14 protein-coding genes and 2 pseudogenes are annotated in these 20,719 nt (G+C 43.8%); 12 read left to right on the top strand and 4 right to left on the bottom strand.

Features of this window, described 5'->3' with window-relative positions:
- Nucleotides 1-137: 137 nt before the first annotated feature.
- Nucleotides 138-1,160: a tRNA lysidine(34) synthetase TilS gene (gene tilS / locus V7L12_RS08295; protein WP_335083762.1), complete on the bottom strand. Its 1,023-nt coding sequence runs from the start codon at nt 1,158-1,160 to the stop codon at nt 138-140.
- Nucleotides 1,161-1,246: 86 nt separating this feature from the next.
- A complete protein-coding gene (locus tag V7L12_RS08300; protein WP_335083764.1) occupies nt 1,247-1,600 on the bottom strand; it encodes a KGK domain-containing protein in 354 nt (117 codons plus the stop codon).
- A gap of 398 nt (nt 1,601-1,998) precedes the next feature.
- Here V7L12_RS08300 and nrdJ point away from each other — a divergent pair.
- From nrdJ to V7L12_RS08345, 8 genes and pseudogenes are all read left to right on the top strand, one after another.
- Nucleotides 1,999-4,587, top strand: a pseudogene (gene nrdJ, locus V7L12_RS33145) (ribonucleoside-triphosphate reductase, adenosylcobalamin-dependent).
- 177 nt (nt 4,588-4,764) lie between these two features.
- Nucleotides 4,765-4,986, top strand: a complete 222-nt coding sequence (locus tag V7L12_RS08315; RefSeq protein WP_335083766.1) for a hypothetical protein — start codon at nt 4,765-4,767, stop codon at nt 4,984-4,986.
- 295 nt (nt 4,987-5,281) lie between these two features.
- Complete coding sequence (locus tag V7L12_RS08320; protein WP_335083768.1) at nt 5,282-6,451, top strand: pyridoxal phosphate-dependent aminotransferase; 1,170 nt, start codon at nt 5,282-5,284, stop codon at nt 6,449-6,451.
- A gap of 101 nt (nt 6,452-6,552) precedes the next feature.
- The gene (locus V7L12_RS08325; RefSeq protein WP_335083770.1) at nt 6,553-6,990 is read left to right on the top strand and encodes a secondary thiamine-phosphate synthase enzyme YjbQ; all 438 of its coding nucleotides are present in this window, start codon (nt 6,553-6,555) and stop codon (nt 6,988-6,990) included.
- Nucleotides 6,991-7,174: 184 nt separating this feature from the next.
- The gene (locus V7L12_RS08330) at nt 7,175-8,227 is read left to right on the top strand and encodes an aromatic ring-hydroxylating dioxygenase subunit alpha (protein WP_335083773.1); all 1,053 of its coding nucleotides are present in this window, start codon (nt 7,175-7,177) and stop codon (nt 8,225-8,227) included.
- Between the two features lie 825 nt (nt 8,228-9,052).
- Nucleotides 9,053-9,766 carry a 2Fe-2S iron-sulfur cluster-binding protein gene (locus V7L12_RS08335; protein WP_335083775.1) on the top strand — a complete coding sequence of 238 codons (714 nt, stop codon included), beginning with the start codon at nt 9,053-9,055 and terminating at the stop codon, nt 9,764-9,766.
- The gene (locus V7L12_RS08340) at nt 9,763-10,758 is read left to right on the top strand and encodes an FAD binding domain-containing protein (RefSeq protein ID WP_335083777.1); all 996 of its coding nucleotides are present in this window, start codon (nt 9,763-9,765) and stop codon (nt 10,756-10,758) included. Before V7L12_RS08335 ends, V7L12_RS08340 begins: the two co-directional genes overlap by 4 nt.
- Nucleotides 10,755-12,869, top strand: a complete 2,115-nt coding sequence (locus V7L12_RS08345) for a xanthine dehydrogenase family protein molybdopterin-binding subunit (RefSeq protein WP_335083779.1) — start codon at nt 10,755-10,757, stop codon at nt 12,867-12,869. Before V7L12_RS08340 ends, V7L12_RS08345 begins: the two co-directional genes overlap by 4 nt.
- A gap of 35 nt (nt 12,870-12,904) precedes the next feature.
- On the opposite strand, the gene V7L12_RS08350 is transcribed toward V7L12_RS08345, so the two are convergent.
- Both V7L12_RS08350 and V7L12_RS08355 read right to left on the bottom strand, forming a co-directional pair.
- Entirely contained in the window at nt 12,905-13,582 is a 678-nt protein-coding gene (locus V7L12_RS08350) for an SDR family oxidoreductase (protein ID WP_335083782.1), read from the bottom strand.
- Nucleotides 13,583-13,593: 11 nt separating this feature from the next.
- Entirely contained in the window at nt 13,594-14,577 is a 984-nt protein-coding gene (locus tag V7L12_RS08355) for an alpha/beta hydrolase family protein (protein WP_335083784.1), read from the bottom strand.
- 206 nt (nt 14,578-14,783) lie between these two features.
- On the opposite strand from V7L12_RS08355, the gene V7L12_RS08360 reads away from it, so the two are divergent.
- From V7L12_RS08360 to V7L12_RS08375, 4 genes and pseudogenes are all read left to right on the top strand, one after another.
- Nucleotides 14,784-15,179 (top strand): hypothetical protein, encoded by a 396-nt coding sequence (locus V7L12_RS08360; protein WP_335083786.1) that lies wholly within the window; start codon nt 14,784-14,786, stop codon nt 15,177-15,179.
- A 432-nt stretch (nt 15,180-15,611) separates the two neighbouring features.
- Entirely contained in the window at nt 15,612-17,381 is a 1,770-nt protein-coding gene (locus tag V7L12_RS08365) for a WD40 repeat domain-containing protein (protein ID WP_335083788.1), read from the top strand.
- Between the two features lie 31 nt (nt 17,382-17,412).
- On the top strand, nt 17,413-17,691 hold the full coding sequence (locus V7L12_RS08370) for a hypothetical protein (protein ID WP_335083790.1): 279 nt from the start codon (nt 17,413-17,415) through the stop codon (nt 17,689-17,691).
- Between the two features lie 370 nt (nt 17,692-18,061).
- A pseudogene (locus tag V7L12_RS08375) lies at nt 18,062-20,677 on the top strand (NACHT domain-containing protein); the annotation flags it as partial.
- Between the last annotated feature and the right edge of the window lie 42 nt (nt 20,678-20,719).

Here is a 20,719-nt window from a genome sequence, read left to right on the forward strand (position 1 = left end):
TTGTTTTTGATCCAATTGCGCTCGCAAGCATAAAATGAGAGTGAGCGACACTGCCATTCAAAACGCTTGTACTAAAGCAATTTGAACTTTGACACAACAAATTTTTCCTGCTTTTTATATAAAGGCTATACTCAAAACTATTTCAAACAGATCCAGTCGCCTTCTACTTGAGCGATCGCACCACCAGGAAATGGATCGGTTTGCGATCGGTTGGGCGCTATAATTAAAGCCGTTAATTTTTCGATGTGTTCAAAACTGGGCGCATCAGTCAGTATTTGCTGCAATACCTGACGCATCACCCGACGTTGCAACGCCAATGGTGCTTTCTGCAATACCCGACGATTTAACCTCAAGGGAAGAAAAGAAGTAAGAGAATCTTCTTCATGCCCGATGCCCAATTCCCCATGCCCAATGCCCGTTTCCATAGCCTTTTCCCGCAACTGCTGGGCAGCTTTTTCCAAATATTCCACTTCCGCTTGGAGAAGTTCTGCTGTTTGGGCTAAGGCTGATTCTACTTGGGGGTTGAAATTATCTCGCAAATATGGTATTAATTCTTGGCGAATGCGGTTACGGGCATATTGCAAATCTTGATTGGTGGAATCTTCCCAAATTGGTAATTTAAATTCTTGACAAAATTGCTCTGTTTGTATTCGAGTAATTTCTAAAAGTGGACGTACTAATATAATGCCTGTAATTAGAGAGCGTTGCCAAGTTAGGGCTTGTAAGCCATCAGCACCAGTACCGCGGATTAAGTTGTAAAGGAGAGTTTCGGCGCGATCGCTGGCGGTATGTCCTGTAACTATATATTGATAATTATTTGCCTGAGCGATCGCACTTAAAGCTTGATATCGCCAATCACGTGCAGCAGCTTCACTATTTATCGCTTTATTCGTTGTTTCTAAATAAAAAGATATACCCCAAGTTTTAGCTAAGTTTTCGACGTGGTTAGCATTAGCTTCGGAGTCAGAACGCCAGCGATGATCGCAGTGAGCGATACCTAAATACCATCCCCATTTGGATTGTAAATCTAAAAGTAATTTTATTAAACATAGAGAATCTTGTCCGCCGGAAACAGCGACTAATAGCCGCTGGTTGCGCTCAAATAAGTGGCGCGATCGAATTGTGCGATGGATTTTTGCATGTAGGGGAGTCCATACCATTTTGTTTTTTTTAGCGCACACGGATACAGATAATTTTCTATTATATTGGTGTCTACCAACGTGCATCGACGGTTACAATTTTGGTATTAATTTTCACTTTCCTTGAGTTGCTGCCGAAGGTCGTCGAGCGGAGAGCTTTCCTGTTTGATTTCTAATCCATTCTCTTCTGGTTTGTCTTCGATTTCAGTTTCATCAGGGCAAAATTCTAGGCGTACTCTAATTTTGCCTGTTCGCCATTGTTGACCAGGTATTAAAACATAACATTCAAATCCTTCCCCAAATATTCTTGATCCTGACGATGTACAGTATTTTGCCCAAATTTTCTTGACTTCCTTTAATAACTGAAACACTATTTGAGTTCGGGGTAAATTTTCAAATGCTTCTTGATGAAAATGCACAACATCATCATCAGGATTTAGAGGTTCCCATTCATCATTCATAATCAATTTCCTGTAACTCAATTTATAGTTCCCAAGAGTTCGGAATTAATTGTTAGATTGAACTTGCAGCCACAACTTGTTTAAATGTCACCACTGAGTTGGGGAAAAGTAATGAAGAGTCCTGAGTACTGTTAGCGGATAGCTAAGGTTGAGCCTGTACTGAGTAGTGATAATCAACCTGAAGATGAGGCGATAGAGATAATTAACTTAAAAACAATGGTGCTAATTAAAACTTGGTATATACTTCCTACCCAAGGGTCAGGGACATTATACATCATAAATTTCTGTTGTAATTAGTGCAGAGTAGAGCTAGCGTAAAGTGGACAATTTGACAATCTTTAATACTCAAACTACTTGGCGTATAGTCATAATCTGTCCGCACACAAGACACTTAATATATGGTTCAGAATCTCGAAAGAACACGCCAGAGTGCAAGGTTTCCAGAAACTGCACCGGCTGCTAATCCCGTATTTTTTAGAACTTATAGCCGCCGTACAAAGGCGGGACTAAGGGAAACATGGGATGAGGTATGCGATCGCACTCTACTCGGCTTAGTCGAGTTGGGAAAGCTAACTCAAGAAGAAGCTGTCATCTTGGATAAGATGCAGCGCAACTTGAAAGCTATGCCTAGTGGGCGCTGGCTCTGGGTTGGTGGTACAGACTGGATAACCAAGCCAAAAAATTTTTCCGGGGCTTATAATTGCACCTCTACCAATCTCGAAGACTGGAGTGCCTTCGGGTTAATGATGGATCTGGCAATGATGGGCTGTGGTACTGGAGCCGTCTTAGAACCACAATTTATTAACCAGTTGCCCCTCATTCGTAATCAACTGAATGTCACTGTACAAGGTGAAATTGGCAGCACTCCTGTCCAAAAGCGACGTGAATATACTGAAACTCATATAGAAGGCAATAACGTCACTATTCACGTTGGAGATAGCCGTGAAGGTTGGGTTGAATCATATCAAGCCTTATTAGAACTCTCTACTGATGAACAATTTTCAGCAGAAGTTGAAGTATTAGTTGATATCAGCGATGTCCGCAAAGCAGGAGAAACTCTCAACGGCTTTGGAGGAGTTGCAAATCCGGTGAAATTGCCCGGACTTTATCAGCGTTGTGCTTCCATCCTGAATAAAGCTGTGGGAAGACAATTAAATTCAGTTGAATGCTGTCTGTTAATCGATCAAGGGGCTGTCACAATTGTTGCCGGTAACATTAGGCGATCAGCTGGTATGAGGCAAGGTTCTAGTCAAGATAGTTTGTTTGCCGATGCCAAAGATAACTTATGGCAGCAAGATGAAAATGGCAACTGGCGAATCGATCCAGAGCGTGATGCACTCAGGATGGCAAACCATACCAGAGTTTTTCACAGTAAGCCGACCTTAGAAGAATGTGTTGATGCTGTCCGCAAACAATATTACAGCGGCGAGGGAGCAATTCAATGGGCTGGTGAAGCCGTAGCGCGATCGAACATTGATTTACTGCCAACACAGGCTGTGAAAGTAAATTTTTTGCAAGCTTATGAACAAGGAACAGCAAAACAATGGTTAAAAGAACGTTATCCAAATCTGGATGCTAATGAGTTAGAACATCGTTTAGCTCGTTATGGTTTAAATCCGTGTGGTAATTGATTTTGCCTCACGTTAAAAACCTCGCAAAAACGGGGAAAGCTGAGATGCTAATCCCGTGGTAATCAAAGGAAGTAAAAAGCCTTTGACACCGTACAGCGTAGAGAGTGAAACTAGATTACATCAAAAATTTGTGTCTAGAATATAATCTCTCCAAGAGTGCGGGGGCGGATGTGAAAAACACTTTTATTATCTGAAGTCACATCTGCAAAATGTACGCGGAACTACTGCGAATAATCAAGCAGTAGAACTAGGGGATAAAAAGCCTCTAGGGTAACAAATATGGAAATCATCGGTAGTAACTTCCACTGCAATTTGTCTGAGGTTCATCTCAATCAAATCGACCCACATAATTACAAAGAACAGGAAGAAGCTTTCACTGCCGGAGCGCTATCTGTAGCAGCACTTTTAAATCACAAATTCCTGGAACCACGCTATCAATACAGCCGTGAATTAGACCCGATTGTGGGAGTTTCTTTTACAGGTTTATTTGATTTCTTTGTCCATGCTTTTGGTGTTGATTGGCTGCGCTGGTGGGAAGAAGGAAGACCTGCAACTTCACAAGGATTAGCTTTCAAGCGTGAGGAAGAGAAATACCTCAATTCTTGGAGAGATATTGTACATCGGGTGGTTTGGGATTACTGCGATTGCCACAATCTCAAGCGTCCAAATCGTTGCACTACAGTCCAACCCAGTGGCACTAAAGCTTTATTAACTAATGCTAGTTCAGGGTGGCATCCTCCCAAAGCCCAAAGATTCATTCGTCGAATCACCTTCGGCAAAAATGACCCAGTAGCCTTAGCTTGTATTGACTATGGTTACAACGTCATTCCCTCTCAATCAGACAAAGATGAACAGGGCAATTTGCTTAACGATCCCTTTGATTCACGGGTGAGTGAATGGCTAGTGGAAATACCTGTTTCTGTGACTTGGGCTGATTTACCAGGGGCTGATGAAATTGATGTTTCTAAATTTTCAGTCTTAGCCCAATTTGATTTTGTCCTCCAGGTTCAACGTTGGTACGTGACTCACAACACATCAGCTACTTTGGAACTTCGCTCTGATGAAATCGAGCCTTTGGGACAGCGCATTTACGAAACCATCCAGAATGATGAAGGATATATTTCAGCGGCTCTTTTAGCGCGTTTTGACGATTTGCAATCATTCCCACGTTTGCCATTTGAACCAATAAATAAATCAACCTACGATCGCTTGACTCAAGAGGTGAAAGCGCGGCGCAAAACAGATGATTTCTGTGCAGTACTAAGCCGCTACGATTTAGGCGAAATGACAGAGGCTGGCCCTAGTGGTTGTGATTCTGATAAGTGTATGTTTCCCGATCAGCAACCAAGCTCATAAGGCGAAATGACTGTGGATTGGGGACTAGGGGCTAGGGACTGTAAAAAAGAGGAGAATAATCAATGCCCAATGCCCAATGCCCCATACCCAATCCCCAATGCCCCATACCCAATCCTTTAACACGTTACGATTAATTAAGAAGTAATAATTTTTTACGGCAGTGCCAGGAGCCTTTTTATGTTCATTGATGAATTGTCGCCTATATTCAGAGAATTTACTCGGCATCCAGTCTCATTTGTGGGTGGGTTTTTCTCTGGTGTGCTTCGACTCAATCTTGCAGATGATCCAGTTAAAAGCTGGCTAGATAAACAGATTCGCTCAAATAGTTACACTAGCAACACCATAACGGATGCACATAACGGCAAAGCCACTGGCCCTCAGCAGATTTCGATTGACTAAAGACTTCAACCATAGATAGTTGAATTTACTACAAAATAGAGAGTCAGTGCTGCTGTCGGTAGCACTGACTCCCTATTTTCTACAATAATTATTTTTACTTTGATTTTTACTTCGGGGATTGAGATGCTAACGAGTAAACATATCATTAATTTGGAATGGTGAGGCAGTCCGGTCTTGGGGGTTCCCCCCATGAGGAACTGCCGAACCCGAAGGGGTGGTTTATTTCCGCCGTACTGTACTAGTTGGTTGTTCCCCTATTAAGAGATACTAAAGGCAGGTACATAGGCAAGGAAATATGGAATCCCTAACCTCTCGTATGCAGGCGGTACAGTCGCCAATTATTCCTGTGGTTGGGGAACTGATTAAAAACTCTCCTGGAACAATCTCTCTAGGACAAGGTGTTGTTTCTTACAACCCACCACATGAAGCCATAGAATTTTTAGCCAAATTCTTAGCCGAACCAGCTAATAATTTATACAAATCAGTTGAGGGAATTCCCCCTTTGCTGACAGCACTTGCCGGAAAATTGCAAGCCTTCAACGGGATTGAAATCAACGAGGAAAACTGCATCGTTGTGACAGCAGGGAGCAATATGGGATTTATGAATGCCATTCTTGCTATCACTAACCCAGACGACGAAATTATTCTGAATACGCCCTACTATTTCAACCACGAAATGGCGATCGCAATGGCTGGTTGTCATCCAGTATTAGTTGCGACAGATGAAAATTACCAACTGCGAAAAGAAGCGATCGCTCAAGCAATTACTCCCAAAACCAGGGCTGTGGTAACGATTTCACCAAATAATCCGACTGGAGTTGTCTATTCTGAAGCCGCATTGCGCCAAGTAAATCAAATTTGTGGCGATCGCGGCATTTACCACATCAGCGATGAAGCCTATGAATACTTTACCTATAACGGGGTAAAACACGTTTCCCCTGGTGCATTTGGGAGTAGTAGCGAGTATACTATTTCTCTTTTTAGCCTTTCCAAAGCATACGGTTTTGCCAGTTGGCGGATTGGCTACATGGTGATTCCCATACACTTGCTTGTCGCCGTCAAAAAAATCCAGGATACAATTTTGATTTGTCCGCCAGTAATTTCTCAATATGCAGCTTTAGGGGCATTGCAAGCAAAAGAGGAGTATTTGAAGAGTAATATAGGTGCGATCGCTCAAGTACGCCAACTAGTATTAGACTCCCTTAACCGTCTACAAAGCTTATGTAGCATTATTCCTGCCAATGGCGCTTTCTATTTTTTCCTCAAAGTTCATACCCAGATGGATGCTTTTGAGTTAGTCAAAAGACTGATCAAAGAACATAAAGTAGCAGTTATTCCAGGTACAACCTTTGGTATGGATGACGGATGCTACCTACGCGTTGCTTATGGGGCGCTGCAAAAAGAGACGGTAAAAGAAGGTATAGAGAGATTAGTGCAGGGGTTGGAAACTATAGTTAGGAGTTAGGAGTCATTCAATTTTGGATTTTAGATTTTTCCTTAAATTTATCAGGGCGTTAAGCTGTGTTAGCGTACCTCGTTTGTAATCCCAAATATAAAATTCAACAGATGCCAATTATTAATAAGTTAATTGAAATTCAAACTAAGCCACAAATTAATATTCATAATATCACCCCACAAATTCAAGATTTTATTACCTCAACATCAATTAAAAATGGACAAGCTTTAGTCTTTTCTCGACACACTACAACAGCATTAGCTATCAACGAAAATGAAGTCAGATTATTAGAAGATATAAAAGTGTTCTTGCAAAAATTAGCACCAGAATCAAACAGCTATTTGCATAACGATTTGCATTTAAGAGATGTTCCGGAAGATGAGCCGATTAATGCTCATTCTCATTTAATGGCAATGATGCTGACCACGAGTGAGATAATTCCCATTGTGGATGGTAAATTAGCTCTGGGAACCTGGCAATCTGTGTTGTTTTTTGAGTTGGATGGCCCGCGTAAAAGAACGGTATTTGTACAAATTTCTGGCGAATAATGCAACTTCACACTCGTAGTTATCCCAGAACAACCTAAATCTGAGAAAATTACGAACACGACCAACAACTCTATCAGTTGAATTTACCTACAGCAATTTAAAACCTGAAAGAATGTTTTCCAACATAACCTTCCTTTCCACAAACCAGGACTTTCATTGTGTCAAAGGCAGACACCATTAAGTTATGAAAAATAACGATAATTTTGTATTACGTAATACTTGGTACTATGCTCTGCCTAGCAATCAAATCAAGCCAGGTATGATGATCAGCCGCATTTTCTTAGAAGAACCGGTGCTGTTAGTTCGCAGTCAGGATGGCAAAGTGTCTGCAATGACGGACATTTGTCCCCATCGTGGTGTGCCCTTAAGTTGTGGGAGATTCAATGGGCAGGAAGTTGAATGCTGTTATCACGGTTGGCGCTTTAACTCCGCTGGGCGCTGCACTGCGATACCTTCTCTTGTAGAGGAGCAGCAAATGGATTTGAGTCGCTTTGATGTGCAGTCATATAGTGTTCGCGAAGCCCAAGGAAATATCTGGATATATATGCCCGATCCCGATAAACCTCAACCGGCTTCTGAGATGGAAATTCCGGTAATTCCAGGGTTTGACGATCGCTCTCACCAGTTCGTAGAGGTGGTAAAATTCCCTTGTTTTATAGATCATGCAGTCGTAGGTCTGATGGACCCTGCTCATTCACCTTATGTTCATCGCGCTTGGTGGTGGCGAAATGAGCAACTGCACGAGGAAGTGAAGCAATTCGATGCTTCACCCTACGGCTTCACGATGCGACGACACCGATTGCCAGCGAATGGCGGTCGATTATACTGGCTGATTGGCGGTGGTGTGCCGGAAACGGAGATTTCTTTTCGTTTACCTGGCGTGAGAATAGAAGAAACCACAATAGGCAACCATCGAGTCGTTAATTTAACCGCAGTTACACCTATTTCAGACACAGAAACAGAGGTAACTTTTGCTCTTTACTGGACACTTCCTTGGGTGGGGTTTTTCAAACCATTACTACATTTGCTGGCGCGGACTTTCATTGGTCAAGACCGCACGGTTGTGGAAAAGCAGCAAATTGGTTTGCAATATAATCCTGTGCTGCGACTGATTAAGGACTCAGATATGCAGGCGCAGTGGTACTACCAGTTAAAGCGAGAGTATGCTCGGTCTGTCGCTGAAGGACGAGAATTTGTGAATCCTGTCAAGGGTCAAATACTCCGGTGGCGTGCTTAAAATTCAGATTTACGGCGTTGCATTTGGGATGATTTAGCAGCAACTAAGTACGGTTTTGCATAAAATCGTATCGTTTATTAAATGCAGAGGGATGCTATGCCATTGCAGAGGGATGCTATGCCATTGCAGAGGGACGCTATGCCATTGCAGAGGGATGCTATGCCATTGCAGAGGGATGCTATGCCATTGCAGAGGGACGTATTGCCATTGCAGAGGGACGCTATGCCATTGCAGAGGGATGCTATGCCATTGCAGAGGGACGTATTGCCATTGCAGAGGGACGCTATGCCATTGCCAAATTTAATTCGCTACGAATTAATGAAATGCTGTACTAAGGCTGATTTCTCCTGCTTGCCCAAATTCATCGCAGTGTTCTACAACGCCAGATTTACTTCTCTTACCACGTCAATAATACTGATGAATGACGCTCCACTACTGGATACTACGTATTGAGAATATATTTTTCTAAAGAGGCAGTCCAGCAGAAGTGGTTGACGCAAAAAACAAAGGTATTGTTTTAATCAAGCTTTTAGACTGAACTTCTAATGCGTAGGCGTAGCCCGCACTTCGGCTGCGCTCAGTGACCGTCGTAGACATCGCCTAAAAACCAAAACTGAGAATTTAGCCTCAAACAGCAATATCATGCTAAATCCACGGCTGAGAAGATGATCCGGCTCTTTGGGTAAGCGTACTTTGTCTGATTTTTTCCTTATTTCTCCAGACTCTTACCTGCACTCGACCTTAATTATGTACACAATATTAAATAGCTATGCATATCCCTAAGTTCTCAGAATTACCGCATTATTCAATTTAGAAGTACGAATTATGGAACACAAAAAAAGGGCAGAAATAACATCCCAACCCGGTTTTTTGGGACAGGCACTGACTGCTGCCGGAACAGCTATAGCCGCTCCCTCATTACTCAATCAGGCAACTATACCAAAGGAAGCTAGCCAAAGTAACCCAGGTGAGATAAACGTGAAACTTACTGTTAATGGTGAGCAGCAAACCCTCGACCTTGAGCCGCGTGTCACACTCTTAGATGCCCTGCGCGATCGCTTGGGGCTAGTGGGCAGCAAAAAGGGATGCGATCACGGACAGTGTGGGGCTTGTACTGTTCTAATCGATGGTGAGCGAGTTTATTCCTGCCTGACTCTGGCAGTGATGCAGGAAGACAAGGCGATCGTCACCATTGAAGGGCTGGCGAAGGGCGATACTCTCCATCCAGTGCAGGCAGCATTCATTGATAACGATGGCTTCCAGTGCGGCTATTGTACCCCAGGACAGATTTGTGCTTCTGTTGCCTTACTTGATGAAGTCAAACGTGGCTGTGCTAGCGTTGTCACCCCAGATTTGGCTAGTCCCCCACAGTTGGCTGAACTCTCTGAAGCTGAAATTCAGGAACGACTGAGTGGTAATCTCTGTCGATGTAGCGCTTACAACGGCATTGTGGCAGCAGTCCAGCAGGTAATGGGACAAAAACCGCCCTCTCCTGCCGCAGTTGTGATGGTCAATGAACCCCAGGAGATGCTCAGATGAATAACTTCACTTACACCCGTGCCACTTCTGTGAAAGATGCGGTTGAACGGGCAACAAATGACCAAAATGCGATATTGATTGCAGGCGGTACGAATTTGGTTGACCGTCTCAAAGTCTTCTTAGATGAGCCATCGCAACTTATCGACATTTCTCGATTAGAGATGAAGCGCATTGAACGGACAAGTGAGGGTGGTCTGAGCCTTGGAGCGCTGGTAACTAACACAGCAGTGGCAGACCATCCTGATATTCGCCGCGATTATCCAATCCTGTCCCGGGCGATTCTTTCTGGTGCGTCTCAGCAAATCCGCAATATGGCAACCGTAGGGGGCAACCTACTACAACGCACTCGCTGTCCCTACTACTACGATACCGCCTTCCCTTGCAACAAACGGCAACCGGGAAGCGGCTGTCCAGCAGCAACGGGGATCAACCGGATGCACGCTATCCTTGGGGCCAGTGACCAATGCGTGGCAGTTCAACCCTCGGATATGTGTGTCCCTCTTGCGGCTCTGGATGCTGTTGTTGTTGTGGAAGGCCCCAACGGGAAGCGGCAAATACCATTGACAGACTTTCACCGACTACCAGGGAACACACCCCAGCGAGATACCAACTTAGAGCCAGGTGAGTTGATTACCTCTGTGGTTCTGCCCCCAGTGCCGTTTGCCAAATCAGGGGTTTACCTAAAGTTACGCGATCGCACTTCCTATGCCTTTGCGTTAGTCTCTGTGGCAGCTGCGGTTGAGTTGGCGGGTGAGCAGATTCAGAATGTGCGCTTGGCAATGGGTGGTGTAGCCCATAAACCTTGGCGCTCAAAGGAAGCAGAAAAGTTTTTGATCGGCAAGAGTGCCAATACTGCAACGTTTCAACAGGCGGCAGAAATTGCACTTCAAGAAGCTAAACCATTAACTCATAATAGTTTCAAAGTTGACTTAGCAAAGCGGGCAATTCGTCGCGCACTCACAGTGTCAGCTAAAGGAGGAGGCGTAGTATGAACAAAGTAATTGGGACTGCCGTGAATCGCAAGGACGGACGGGCAAAGGTTACGGGCACGGCAACCTACGCCGCAGAACATCAAATTTCAGGTCTGGTTCACGGTTATCTTGTCACCGCCAGCATTGCCAATGGGCAAATTAAAAACATCGACACCAGTGTGGCAGAAAAGGCAATAGGTGTCATAGATGTTTTCACGCATAAAAACTCGCCGAAAGTGTTTATGCCAGCCAACGACTTGATGACCTCGAAAATCTACGAGGCTCGTCTGCCGTTGTCGGATGACAAAATTCACTATGCAGGGCAAATTATCGGTTTGGTAGTAGCAGACACCTTCGAGCGGGCGCGTGATGCAGCGCATTTGGTCAAGGTGGAATACACAAGCCAAAAGCCAGTCGTGGAAGCTGCACTCGCCACCTTCAAGGAGGCACCACCGCAGTTGGGTCAAGAGCTAAAGTTTGAAAAGGGGAATTTTGCGGCAGGGGTGGCGAGTGCAACAACGAAACTTACAGCCACTTACAAGACAGCCATCGAACTGCACGCGGCGATGGAACCCCATGCGATCATTGCCCACTGGCAAGATGCAAACTCACTCACTGTTTACGAACCGTCCCAGTGGGTGTTGGGAAGCCAGCGCACCTATGCACAACTCTTTGGACTGCCAACTGAACAGGTTCATGTCGTCACACCTTTTTTGGGTGGAGGTTTCGGCTCTAAAGCCTTTCCCTGGCCCCACGGTATTCTCTGTGCTGCGGCTGCCCGTGAACTTCAGCGTCCTCTCAGAGTCGTCCTCAGCCGACGGCAAATGACAGCGAACGCCGGACACCGCTCCGAAACCGAGCAAACTATGCGCTTGGGAGCAACTGCTGATGGTAGTTTAACTGCGATCGCCCATGAGGTTAAATCCTGTACCTCACCAGTGGATGTCTTTACAGAACCCTGTACCTCGGTCACGCCAGTTATGTACACAGCGCCGAATTTGCAACTGAAGCAGGAACTAGGAGTGCTGAACATCGGTACACCAACATTCATGCGCGGGCCAGGAGAGAATCCTGGGATGTGGGCGATGGAGTCAGCGATGGACGAGTTGGCCTGGATGCTAAAGATTGACCCGGTAGAACTGCGCCTGAAAAATGAAACTAAAGAACACCAACGCGAAGGTCAGCCATTCTCAGCCAAACATTTTGCTGACTGTTTGCTCTTGGGTGCGGAGCAATTTGGCTGGAAAGACAGACCAAAACAGCCCCGTTCTTTGACACGCGATGGTAAACTCGTTGGTTGGGGGATGGCGGCAGCAACCTACCCTGGCAGGCGAGGTGCAGCATCAGTCAAGGTACGGCTGCTACCAGATGGTACTGCCCATGTTCTCACCGCCGGGAATGATATGGGCACTGGCGCATATACCGTTGTTGCGGCCACAGCAGCAGATGAATTGGGGCTACCCGTCGAACAGATACAAGTAGAGTTGGGCGACTCCTTACTACCAGATGGAGGCATGGCGGCTGGTTCCATGATGACAGCATCTCTCCTCCCGGCGGTCATGTCAGCTTGTGAGCAAGTTCTGAAAACTGCTAATGCTAAGACTGTACAAGAGGCGTTTGCAAATCTGAGTCAGTCCGGCCAGGCAGCAATTGAGGCCACAGCATCCTCTGCTCCTGGCGATGAAACCAAGGAATGGTCCTTCCAATCTTGGGGCGCACATTTTTGCGAAGTCAGCGTGGATGAAGAAATCGGACGTTTGCGGGTGACGCGCTGGGTGTCAGTGATGGATATCGGGCGAATCATCAACTCTAAAACAGCAGCCAGTCAAGTCCGTGGTGGCGTGATCATGGGTATTGGGCAAGCCTTAATGGAGGAGTGCCAAGTTGATCCAAACATCGGCTACCCCGTGGTTTATGACCTTGCTACCTATCACTTCCCAGCCCATGCAGATATTCCTCGCATTCAGGTGACCTTCGTCGGCGAACCTGACTTCAACTTCAACCCAGCAGGTGTAAGAGGTGTAGGCGAAATTGCGATCACAGGTGTTTCAGCTGCGATCGCCAATGCAGTTTACCATGCCACAGGTAAGCGCATCCGTGATTTACCCATTACACCTGACAAGTTGATCTAAAAGGCATTGGGCATTGAAAAAAAGCTTTAGGGGCACTAACCCAAACTAAATTCTGCAAATTCTCTTTGCCCAAACAGCATATTTCGGTCTACGGCTGACAAAATTTTATGATTGGCGTGTTGGCTATTTAAACAGCGAACAACTAACTGGGCGACATCTGCACGATTGATGCTACCAATAATCTGCGGATCTTCGGTTAAAACGCCATTACCCGTTGCTGGTTCTGACTTGAGTCCACCAGGACGGATGATTGTATAGGTGAGTCCACTGGCAATTAAGTGTTGTTCAGCTTTGTCTTTCTCAGCTAAAACTTTTCCCAGAACCTGTAAAACTTGGGGTGACGCAGCAACAACACTATTGCCAGTACCAATGGAAGATACAAGAATAAACTTTTGCACTCCAGCTTTAACTGCTGCATCGATCAGATTTCTATTACCAGGGTAATCGGGCCTTTCTACATCTGATGGTAAACCGCCAATTGTACTGATAACAGTGTGAATAGGTTCATCTGTCTGGATGGCACGTTCTACATCGCCAACATTCAAGGCATCTCCCTGAACTACTTCAATACCCATTGTTTCTAGTTCACTAGCAACTGTTGCTGTTCTCAGGAGTGCTTTGACCTTTAGCTGTTGCGCTGTGAGATATTGAGCAATTTCTCGACCAACACCGCGACTTGCCCCAGCCAGAAAAATATAAGATGCACTTGTCATAATAAACTTAACTATTTACGCTCAAAGGATTTTATCAGAGGATTGGCAGTATTCAATAATTGCTCAAGCAACTGGGATGCTTCGGGTTGGTGGCGAACATGAGTGTCAATAAACAAACTAATGATTTCACCCATCAGCAAACGGAAGCTTTCTTGGGGTTGGGTGGCGGGAAAGTCCAACAAGGGTGTATCTAAGGTGGAGTCTGGCTGATCAACGATCGAAAAGTGATTTGCCCCATCCAAAAGTACTAGATAGCTGTCATTTCGTCCTCCAGTAATTGCTTCTTGGAATGTACGGATGACTGGGGTGGTAGTATTTCCAGGACTTACACCATAGCGATCGCTGCTGTAAGCAATCACTCCATCGCAGGTTCCTCCCATCAGTAGAAGTGGTAGGGAGTCTGGTAAGGGTAAGATAGTACCTGCTTCATACCCTAATAATAACGATCCCATAGTGTGTGAGCCATAACCAAAAGATGCTGCAACTTGAGGGAAAAAATGGGAATCAGCATTTTCGATTGCTACTCTACCACCTGCGGAGTGTCCACCTAAAATTATTCGTTGCAGATCAAGCATTCCAGCTAAAATACCCTCAGACTGTAACTGCTCCACTTTCGCTAGCAGTGTTGGCAAAGCCAAAGCAGTGGGAACACTACGATAAATTGTTGGTTTCATCTTTTCAAAATCAACCCCTGGATTCAGACTAATTATTCCTGGTATAATTTCCGCAATCCAGTTAAAGAGAATCACTACTAGTCCACGTTCAGCGAGTTTAACTGCCAACCATTGATATTGTTGAGCATCACAGTTAAAGCCGTTGAAGAAAATCACTACTGGAAAAGGTGCCTTTTCTAAATCAACTGGCAAAATTCCCCTATTTTTTTCTACCTTACCCTTCGACATCTGTACTGGATAGAGAATTTTCAGGTGAATGGTATCGTAAGGAGACTGGAAACCCTCGATTTTAGCAGCTTGGAAAAAAGCACGAACTGTCATCTGGTTCTTCCTAATATCATTTTCAGAAAATTTTTCTATTCCCCAGGTGCAAATGCTCCTAACAATCCCAATCTAGCGATCGCAAATAACTGAGTAACTATAATTACAAAAATATTAGGATAGCAATTATACTTAATCCAATTGTAGGAAGTCTTTCAGTAAACATTTGTGCAAATGTAGAAAATAACTTTTCAATGGATTGACTTATGGCTAAAAAATCTCAACCCAATCTAGAACAATACCAAGATGTCAGATTATCTGCTACCACAAGAATTTGGGTAATTACAGTAGCCATTCTGGGAGTTTGCGTCCCATTGTCAGCCGTTACTAGAAGCGGTGCTATTCTTCCTTTAGTTGCTATTGGTGGCGCAGCTGTTGGTACAGTTGCTGTTTGGCGTTCTGATGAGCAAAAATCCAAAACTAACTATTTGCACCAACAGCAAATAGAACTGCTAGAGCAAAGATTAGCGAATTTAGAAACAATTGTTAGCAGTGATGACTTGAACTTGCAAATGAAAATTAAACAGATTGAAGCAAGGGATACTTTTGGTAACTCTTCTGATGTAAGTACTACACCCAGACAACCAAAACGCAAAGGTTAAAATAATTCGTAATTCGTAATTCGTAATTACTATACTGCAAGGGTTTCATTGATTTGGAATGGGTGATTTACTTCTGCCGTGCTGTACTACGTTATTTTTGTGTATGTATTTGTTAACTTAAGGTTACTGCAATCTTTGAAATCCGTCTCAAATTCAACTTTCTTTTACAGCTAGAAGTGTTTCTAGCAAAACAGTATCTCGTTATCCATCTCCGTTAGAATTGACTGATATCATCTAATTCTATATACTTCAACCGCATCAGTTCATGAAATGTCTAAGTGCTATCCATCTATCTCTTTCACGGAAACATTTGTTAATGGCTGTGTTTTATTAGACTGTTAATATTACTGAATTTTTAATTAACTAAGGTTATAAACTTGAGTAATTGCATTTGTATAGCTTACCGTAGGTATGCAATAGTTTGCCGCAAGAATGCAGATGGATTGGATTAGCTTACTTAAAGCTCAACAAACTGACTTCCTTCAACGTGTGAAAAAACCTAAAACTTATGACTTATCTTTGCTGGAAAGTCAAGTTAAAGGTTGTCACACTGAAGTTATGGCCTTTTGGGGCGAGCCATTGGCTAGACTCCAAGAACTTTCTCGCCAACAAGCAGAAGTTCTCGCCAAAAATCCGCCGCCGACACCGCCGGAATATCCTGAGCCTCCTGACTGGACGATACCTTTTCCCAAATACTTCCAACAACAAGCCCAAGATTATCTTTTACGAGAGCATATTGTTGACAGGGTAATAACTGAACGCTTGGGCAAGTTAGTAAAAAAGGTGTCACAAGATACTTTGCAAAACATGATTTTAGATGATGAGGGGAATTTGGGTGGCGAAAGTAAATTTCCTTATATACTCAAGGATCGTCCTCAGCTAAGTGTTCAAGTTTACGTTGCTGATGGAGAAAGTTTTAATGGTATTAAGAAAGACAAAATTAGGTGGTCGGTTACTCAAGAAGATTTAAAAAATCACCAAGTATTAATTTTTCTGTGTTTGTTTTATCCATCTACAGGTAATTTAGGTTACGAGAAGCAAAGCATAATAACGGGATTTTTACCTACAAATCAACTTGAATTTAGCGAACCAAAATTGTATGTCACTCCGAGTAATTTGTTATATGCAGGGGGGTTGAGTTGGTATTTAGAATCACTTATGGGTAAAAAAGACACGTCGCCAGTAATTAACTCAAGAGCGATCGCACATACAATACAGACTCTACCATCAGAACATTGTCTCAAGGATATAGTCGGTGACTGGGAATGCTGGCAGACTTTGCAAGGACACACCAGAGGTATTAATTGCCTAGCTTTCAGTTCTGGGTGTAACAATGGCAAAGCCTTACCCATATTGGCAAGTGGTAGTCGTGGAGAGACAAAACTCTGGGATTTAAGCAAGGGTGAATTAATAGAGACATTATCAGAGTATCCTTGGGTAATATCTGGGCTGGTGGATGAAGTGAATTCCCTAGCTTTTAGTGCAGATGGACAGACTTTAGTGAGTTGCGGTGCAGATTCGACAATTAAGCTTTGGCACGTAGGCGCTTTAGACTTGATAGATATTTTGCACAAACATAATGGGGTAGTGCGGTGTGCTGCTTTCACCCCAGATGGCAGAATGTTAGCGACAGGCGGAGATGACAGAAAAATTCTCTTTTGGGATTTGATGCAACGTCAGGTAGCGATCGCACTTTCTTTAGATGATACAGCTGCTCATTCCCTGGTTTTAAGTCGAGACGGAGAAACTCTGGTTACAGGTAGCTACCGCAAAATCAAAGTTTGGCGCACCTTACCCCAAACGGGGATCAAAAGTTTAAAGGATGCACAACCACTGCATACCCTCATGGGTCATTCTCACATCGTTTGTTCTTTAGCAATCAGTGCAGATGGTAAAATCCTCGTGAGTGGTAGCTGGGATCAAACGATTAAAGTTTGGCAATTGGAGACTGGGGAATTACTTCATACCCTTAAAGGGCATAGAGATAGAGTATATGCGATCGCTTTAAGTCCCGATGGACAAATTATTGCTAGCGGTAGTGCTGATAAAACTATCAAATTATGGCATTTACAAACCGGAGAATTGCTGGGTACGTTTACAGGTCATGGCAATATAGTCACAGCATTAGCTTTCACAGCATCCGGTGAGATGTTAGTTAGCGGGAGTTTGGATAAGACGATTAAAATTTGGCAAAGAAGTTAAAAGTAATTCGTAATTCGTAATTATCCAGTCTTTGAATTCTGTTGATGAGTCTTTAATACTCGCGGGAGAGTCTTTGATACTCGCGGGAGAGTCTTTGATACTCGCGGGAGAGTCTTTGATACTCGTGCGAGAGTCTTTGATACTCGCGAGAGAGTCTTTGATACTCGCGGGAGAGTCTTTGATACTCGTGCGAGAGTCTTTGATACTCGCCGGAGAGTCTTTGATACTCGTGGGAGAGTCTTTGATACTCGCCGGAGAGTCTTTGATACTCGTGGGAGAGTCTTTGATACTCGTGAACAACAAAATTTAAAAACTCTCTGCGCCTCTGCGCCTCTGTGTGAAACTTAAAACTCTGCTAACAGCGTTTCCAGGCAGCAAGTGAAATTATATACAATAACTTATCAGTTGCCTACATTCACAGATACCGAATTAGAACTGACAGTTAAACAAGTTTTTAGCTGGTTGACTATGAGTTAAGTAATATAGCAGTTCTCAGTTAAGTGCAATATACACCTAACCCCCAACCCCTTCCCTACTAGCGTTGGGGAGTAAAATTCAAAGCCTCTCTCCTTTTAGGAGAGAGGAATGGAAGTGAGGTCAAAATCTATTGCATACAAACGAGAAGCTTTATACAACTACCTTTTTACCAAATTAATGCTGTTGGAGAATAGTCTATGGCGATGACGAAACTCTGGAAGTTTTTGCGAAACATTCAGGATTTGAACTGGGGACAAAGCGTAGAGGTAACAAAGACTGGAGCCGAAGCAGCTAAAGCCGTGCTTGATTTGGCAAAAGCAATTAAAGAGCAAAAACCCAATATTCAAAACTTCAAACCTTATGTAGAGCAGATTTCGTCGCTATTAGATGTATTTAATTCTCCTCTCGGTCAAATTACCAAGGAAGTGATTCCCTTTGCACCCGTCGCCATTACCATCCTCAAGTTCATTATTGATGCAACCAACAAAGAGCCAAGTTTAGAAAACTGTGTGCTACTAGTTAGTCAAGCTGCCTACATAGATAGCTTTCAGGATATTCTCAAACAAGATTCGGAATTACTTCAGAAAATTGATCAAAACCGTGAAGCTTCTAAGACTTTAGCTTTGCAGATTCAGAAATTAGGTGAGCAAGAATTTGATGAGCGGGAAGTGAAAAAAGCTATTCTCTATTTTCACGAATCTCAACTAGCAGAATCATTTAATCAGATTTTACAGCAACGCTTGCAAGAAGCCGGATTATTCGAGGCAGAAGCAAAAACCTTCACTGAAAGGGTGGCGCGTCACACCGATGAAAATATGCAAGAGGCATTGGTAGAAGTCGGAGAGAAAGCGGACAAACTTTGGAAATGGTATAGCGCCGGAGGAAAAGAAAAGCTAGAGAAAAATCTGAATATTGAAGATTATTTAGAACAGGTAATTAAACCAAAGCCAGAAGAAAACATTTTTGATGAAACCCATATTACATTTCGGGATTTGTATGTATCTTTGCAAGTCAAAGAACTGGATGCCAAAGACAATGCAAATGTTGAATTGGAAGAATGGGTTAAGGGAATACTGAATGACCCAGATACAAGACACAAACAAGTTTTGTTTATTCAGGGCGAAGCCGGACGTGGTAAGAGTGTCTTTTGTCGGATGTTTGCCGATTGGGTACAACGCGAATTACATCCTAGCTTTACCCCAATTTTGATTCGGTTGCGAGATTTGCGCGTACTAAAAGATAACTTAACTGATACTTTAGAGAACTATTTACAACACCTTGATTTTGTCACCAGTGATTCAGGCTGGCTGACAGATAAAAATACTCAGTTTTTGTTTTTACTAGATGGGTTTGACGAGTTATTACTAGAAGGACGAGCCAGTGGCGGCTTGAAAGAATTTCTGGAACAAGTGGAACAGTTTCAAAAAGACCGCCTTTGCCATCATCAGTTTTTGATTACTGGTCGTCCCCTAGCGCTGCAAGGAATTGAGCGGCTACTTTCACAAACCAAAAGCTTGAAGCGCGTCGAACTTCAGCCAATGGATGACTCACTTCAGCAAAAATGGCTGGAAAAATGGGCAATTGCGGCTCAAGTTAACAAGGGTGAGTTTAAAGAATTTTTGCTGGCCTGCCCTAATGAAGTCAAAGATAACCTAGCACGAGAACCTTTACTGCTTTATTTACTGGCACGGATGCACCGAGAGAACCGTCTCAATGTCCAAATGTTTGCAGACGCAGAGGGTATTAAGGCAAAAATCCGCATTTATGACGAATCGGTGAAGTGGGTACTAGAAAAACAGCGTGACAGTGAAAATCAGAATGATAACTCCCGCTTGACTGGATTAGAGAGTGAGGATTTACGGCAGTTTCTCACGGAAGCCGCTTTGTGTGTGGTGCAGTCTGGGAATGAATCTGCGAGAGTGACGATGTTAGAAGCACGGCTCAAAGACAGCAACAACCCAGCTGCAAAGTTAATTCAGGATGCCAGACAGGAGAATGCCTCCCAAAAAAATCAACAAGATAAGCTACTCAATAACCTGTTGACGGCATTTTATATTAAACCAGCCTCCGGTGATAAAGGCGGCTCAGTTGAGTTTGTTCACAAGAGTTTTAGCGAGTTTTTATTCGCGGAACGGTTACTCAAAAGCTTTGTAGATTGGATAACCAAGGTAAGCAAACGTGACTTTATTACCACGGAGGTAATGGATAAGCAGATTTACGATTTATTCGGGTATGGGAATTTAACGCCTGAGATTGTGGAATATTTGATGGGGTTGTTGGCTGAGAGTTCAGAATTTCACGATGTAGAACGCTTGTGTCAACTTTTTCAAAGATTAGTGCAATTCTACTTCCGTTGGTGCGATGGGGAATTTATTGATGCAGAAGATGCAAACCTGCCTCTAATAAAGAAAAAACAATTGCGGGAGCAATTACCAGAGCGAGAAATTGAGTTGGGATTGCGTCAGGTGGATGTGTATACAGGGCTGAATGTGATGATTTTGCTTCTAGAGTTACATCGCTATGCCCAAACAAAAGACGACCTCAAAGACAAAATTACCTTTCACCCCTGCGGTGAACCTAATAACGATCAATTTGACTCAGAACGCTTACTCGGTATTATCGGCTATAGCCATTGCCTTAGTGTCTCTGCCTTTAGCGACAACTTAGGACTATTTCTCAGCGATGCCAACCTCAGCGGTACCGACCTCAGCGGTACCGACCTCAGCCGTGCCAACCTTAGCCGTGCCAACCTCAGCGATGCCAACCTCAGCGGTACCGACCTCAGCGATGCCAACCTCAGCGGTACCGACCTCAGCGATGCCAACCTCAGCCGTGCCAACCTTAGCGGTGCCGACCCGGTG

The sequence above is a fragment of the Nostoc sp. genome, from assembly GCF_036918245.1.
Lineage (GTDB): Bacteria > Cyanobacteriota > Cyanobacteriia > Cyanobacteriales > Nostocaceae > Nostoc.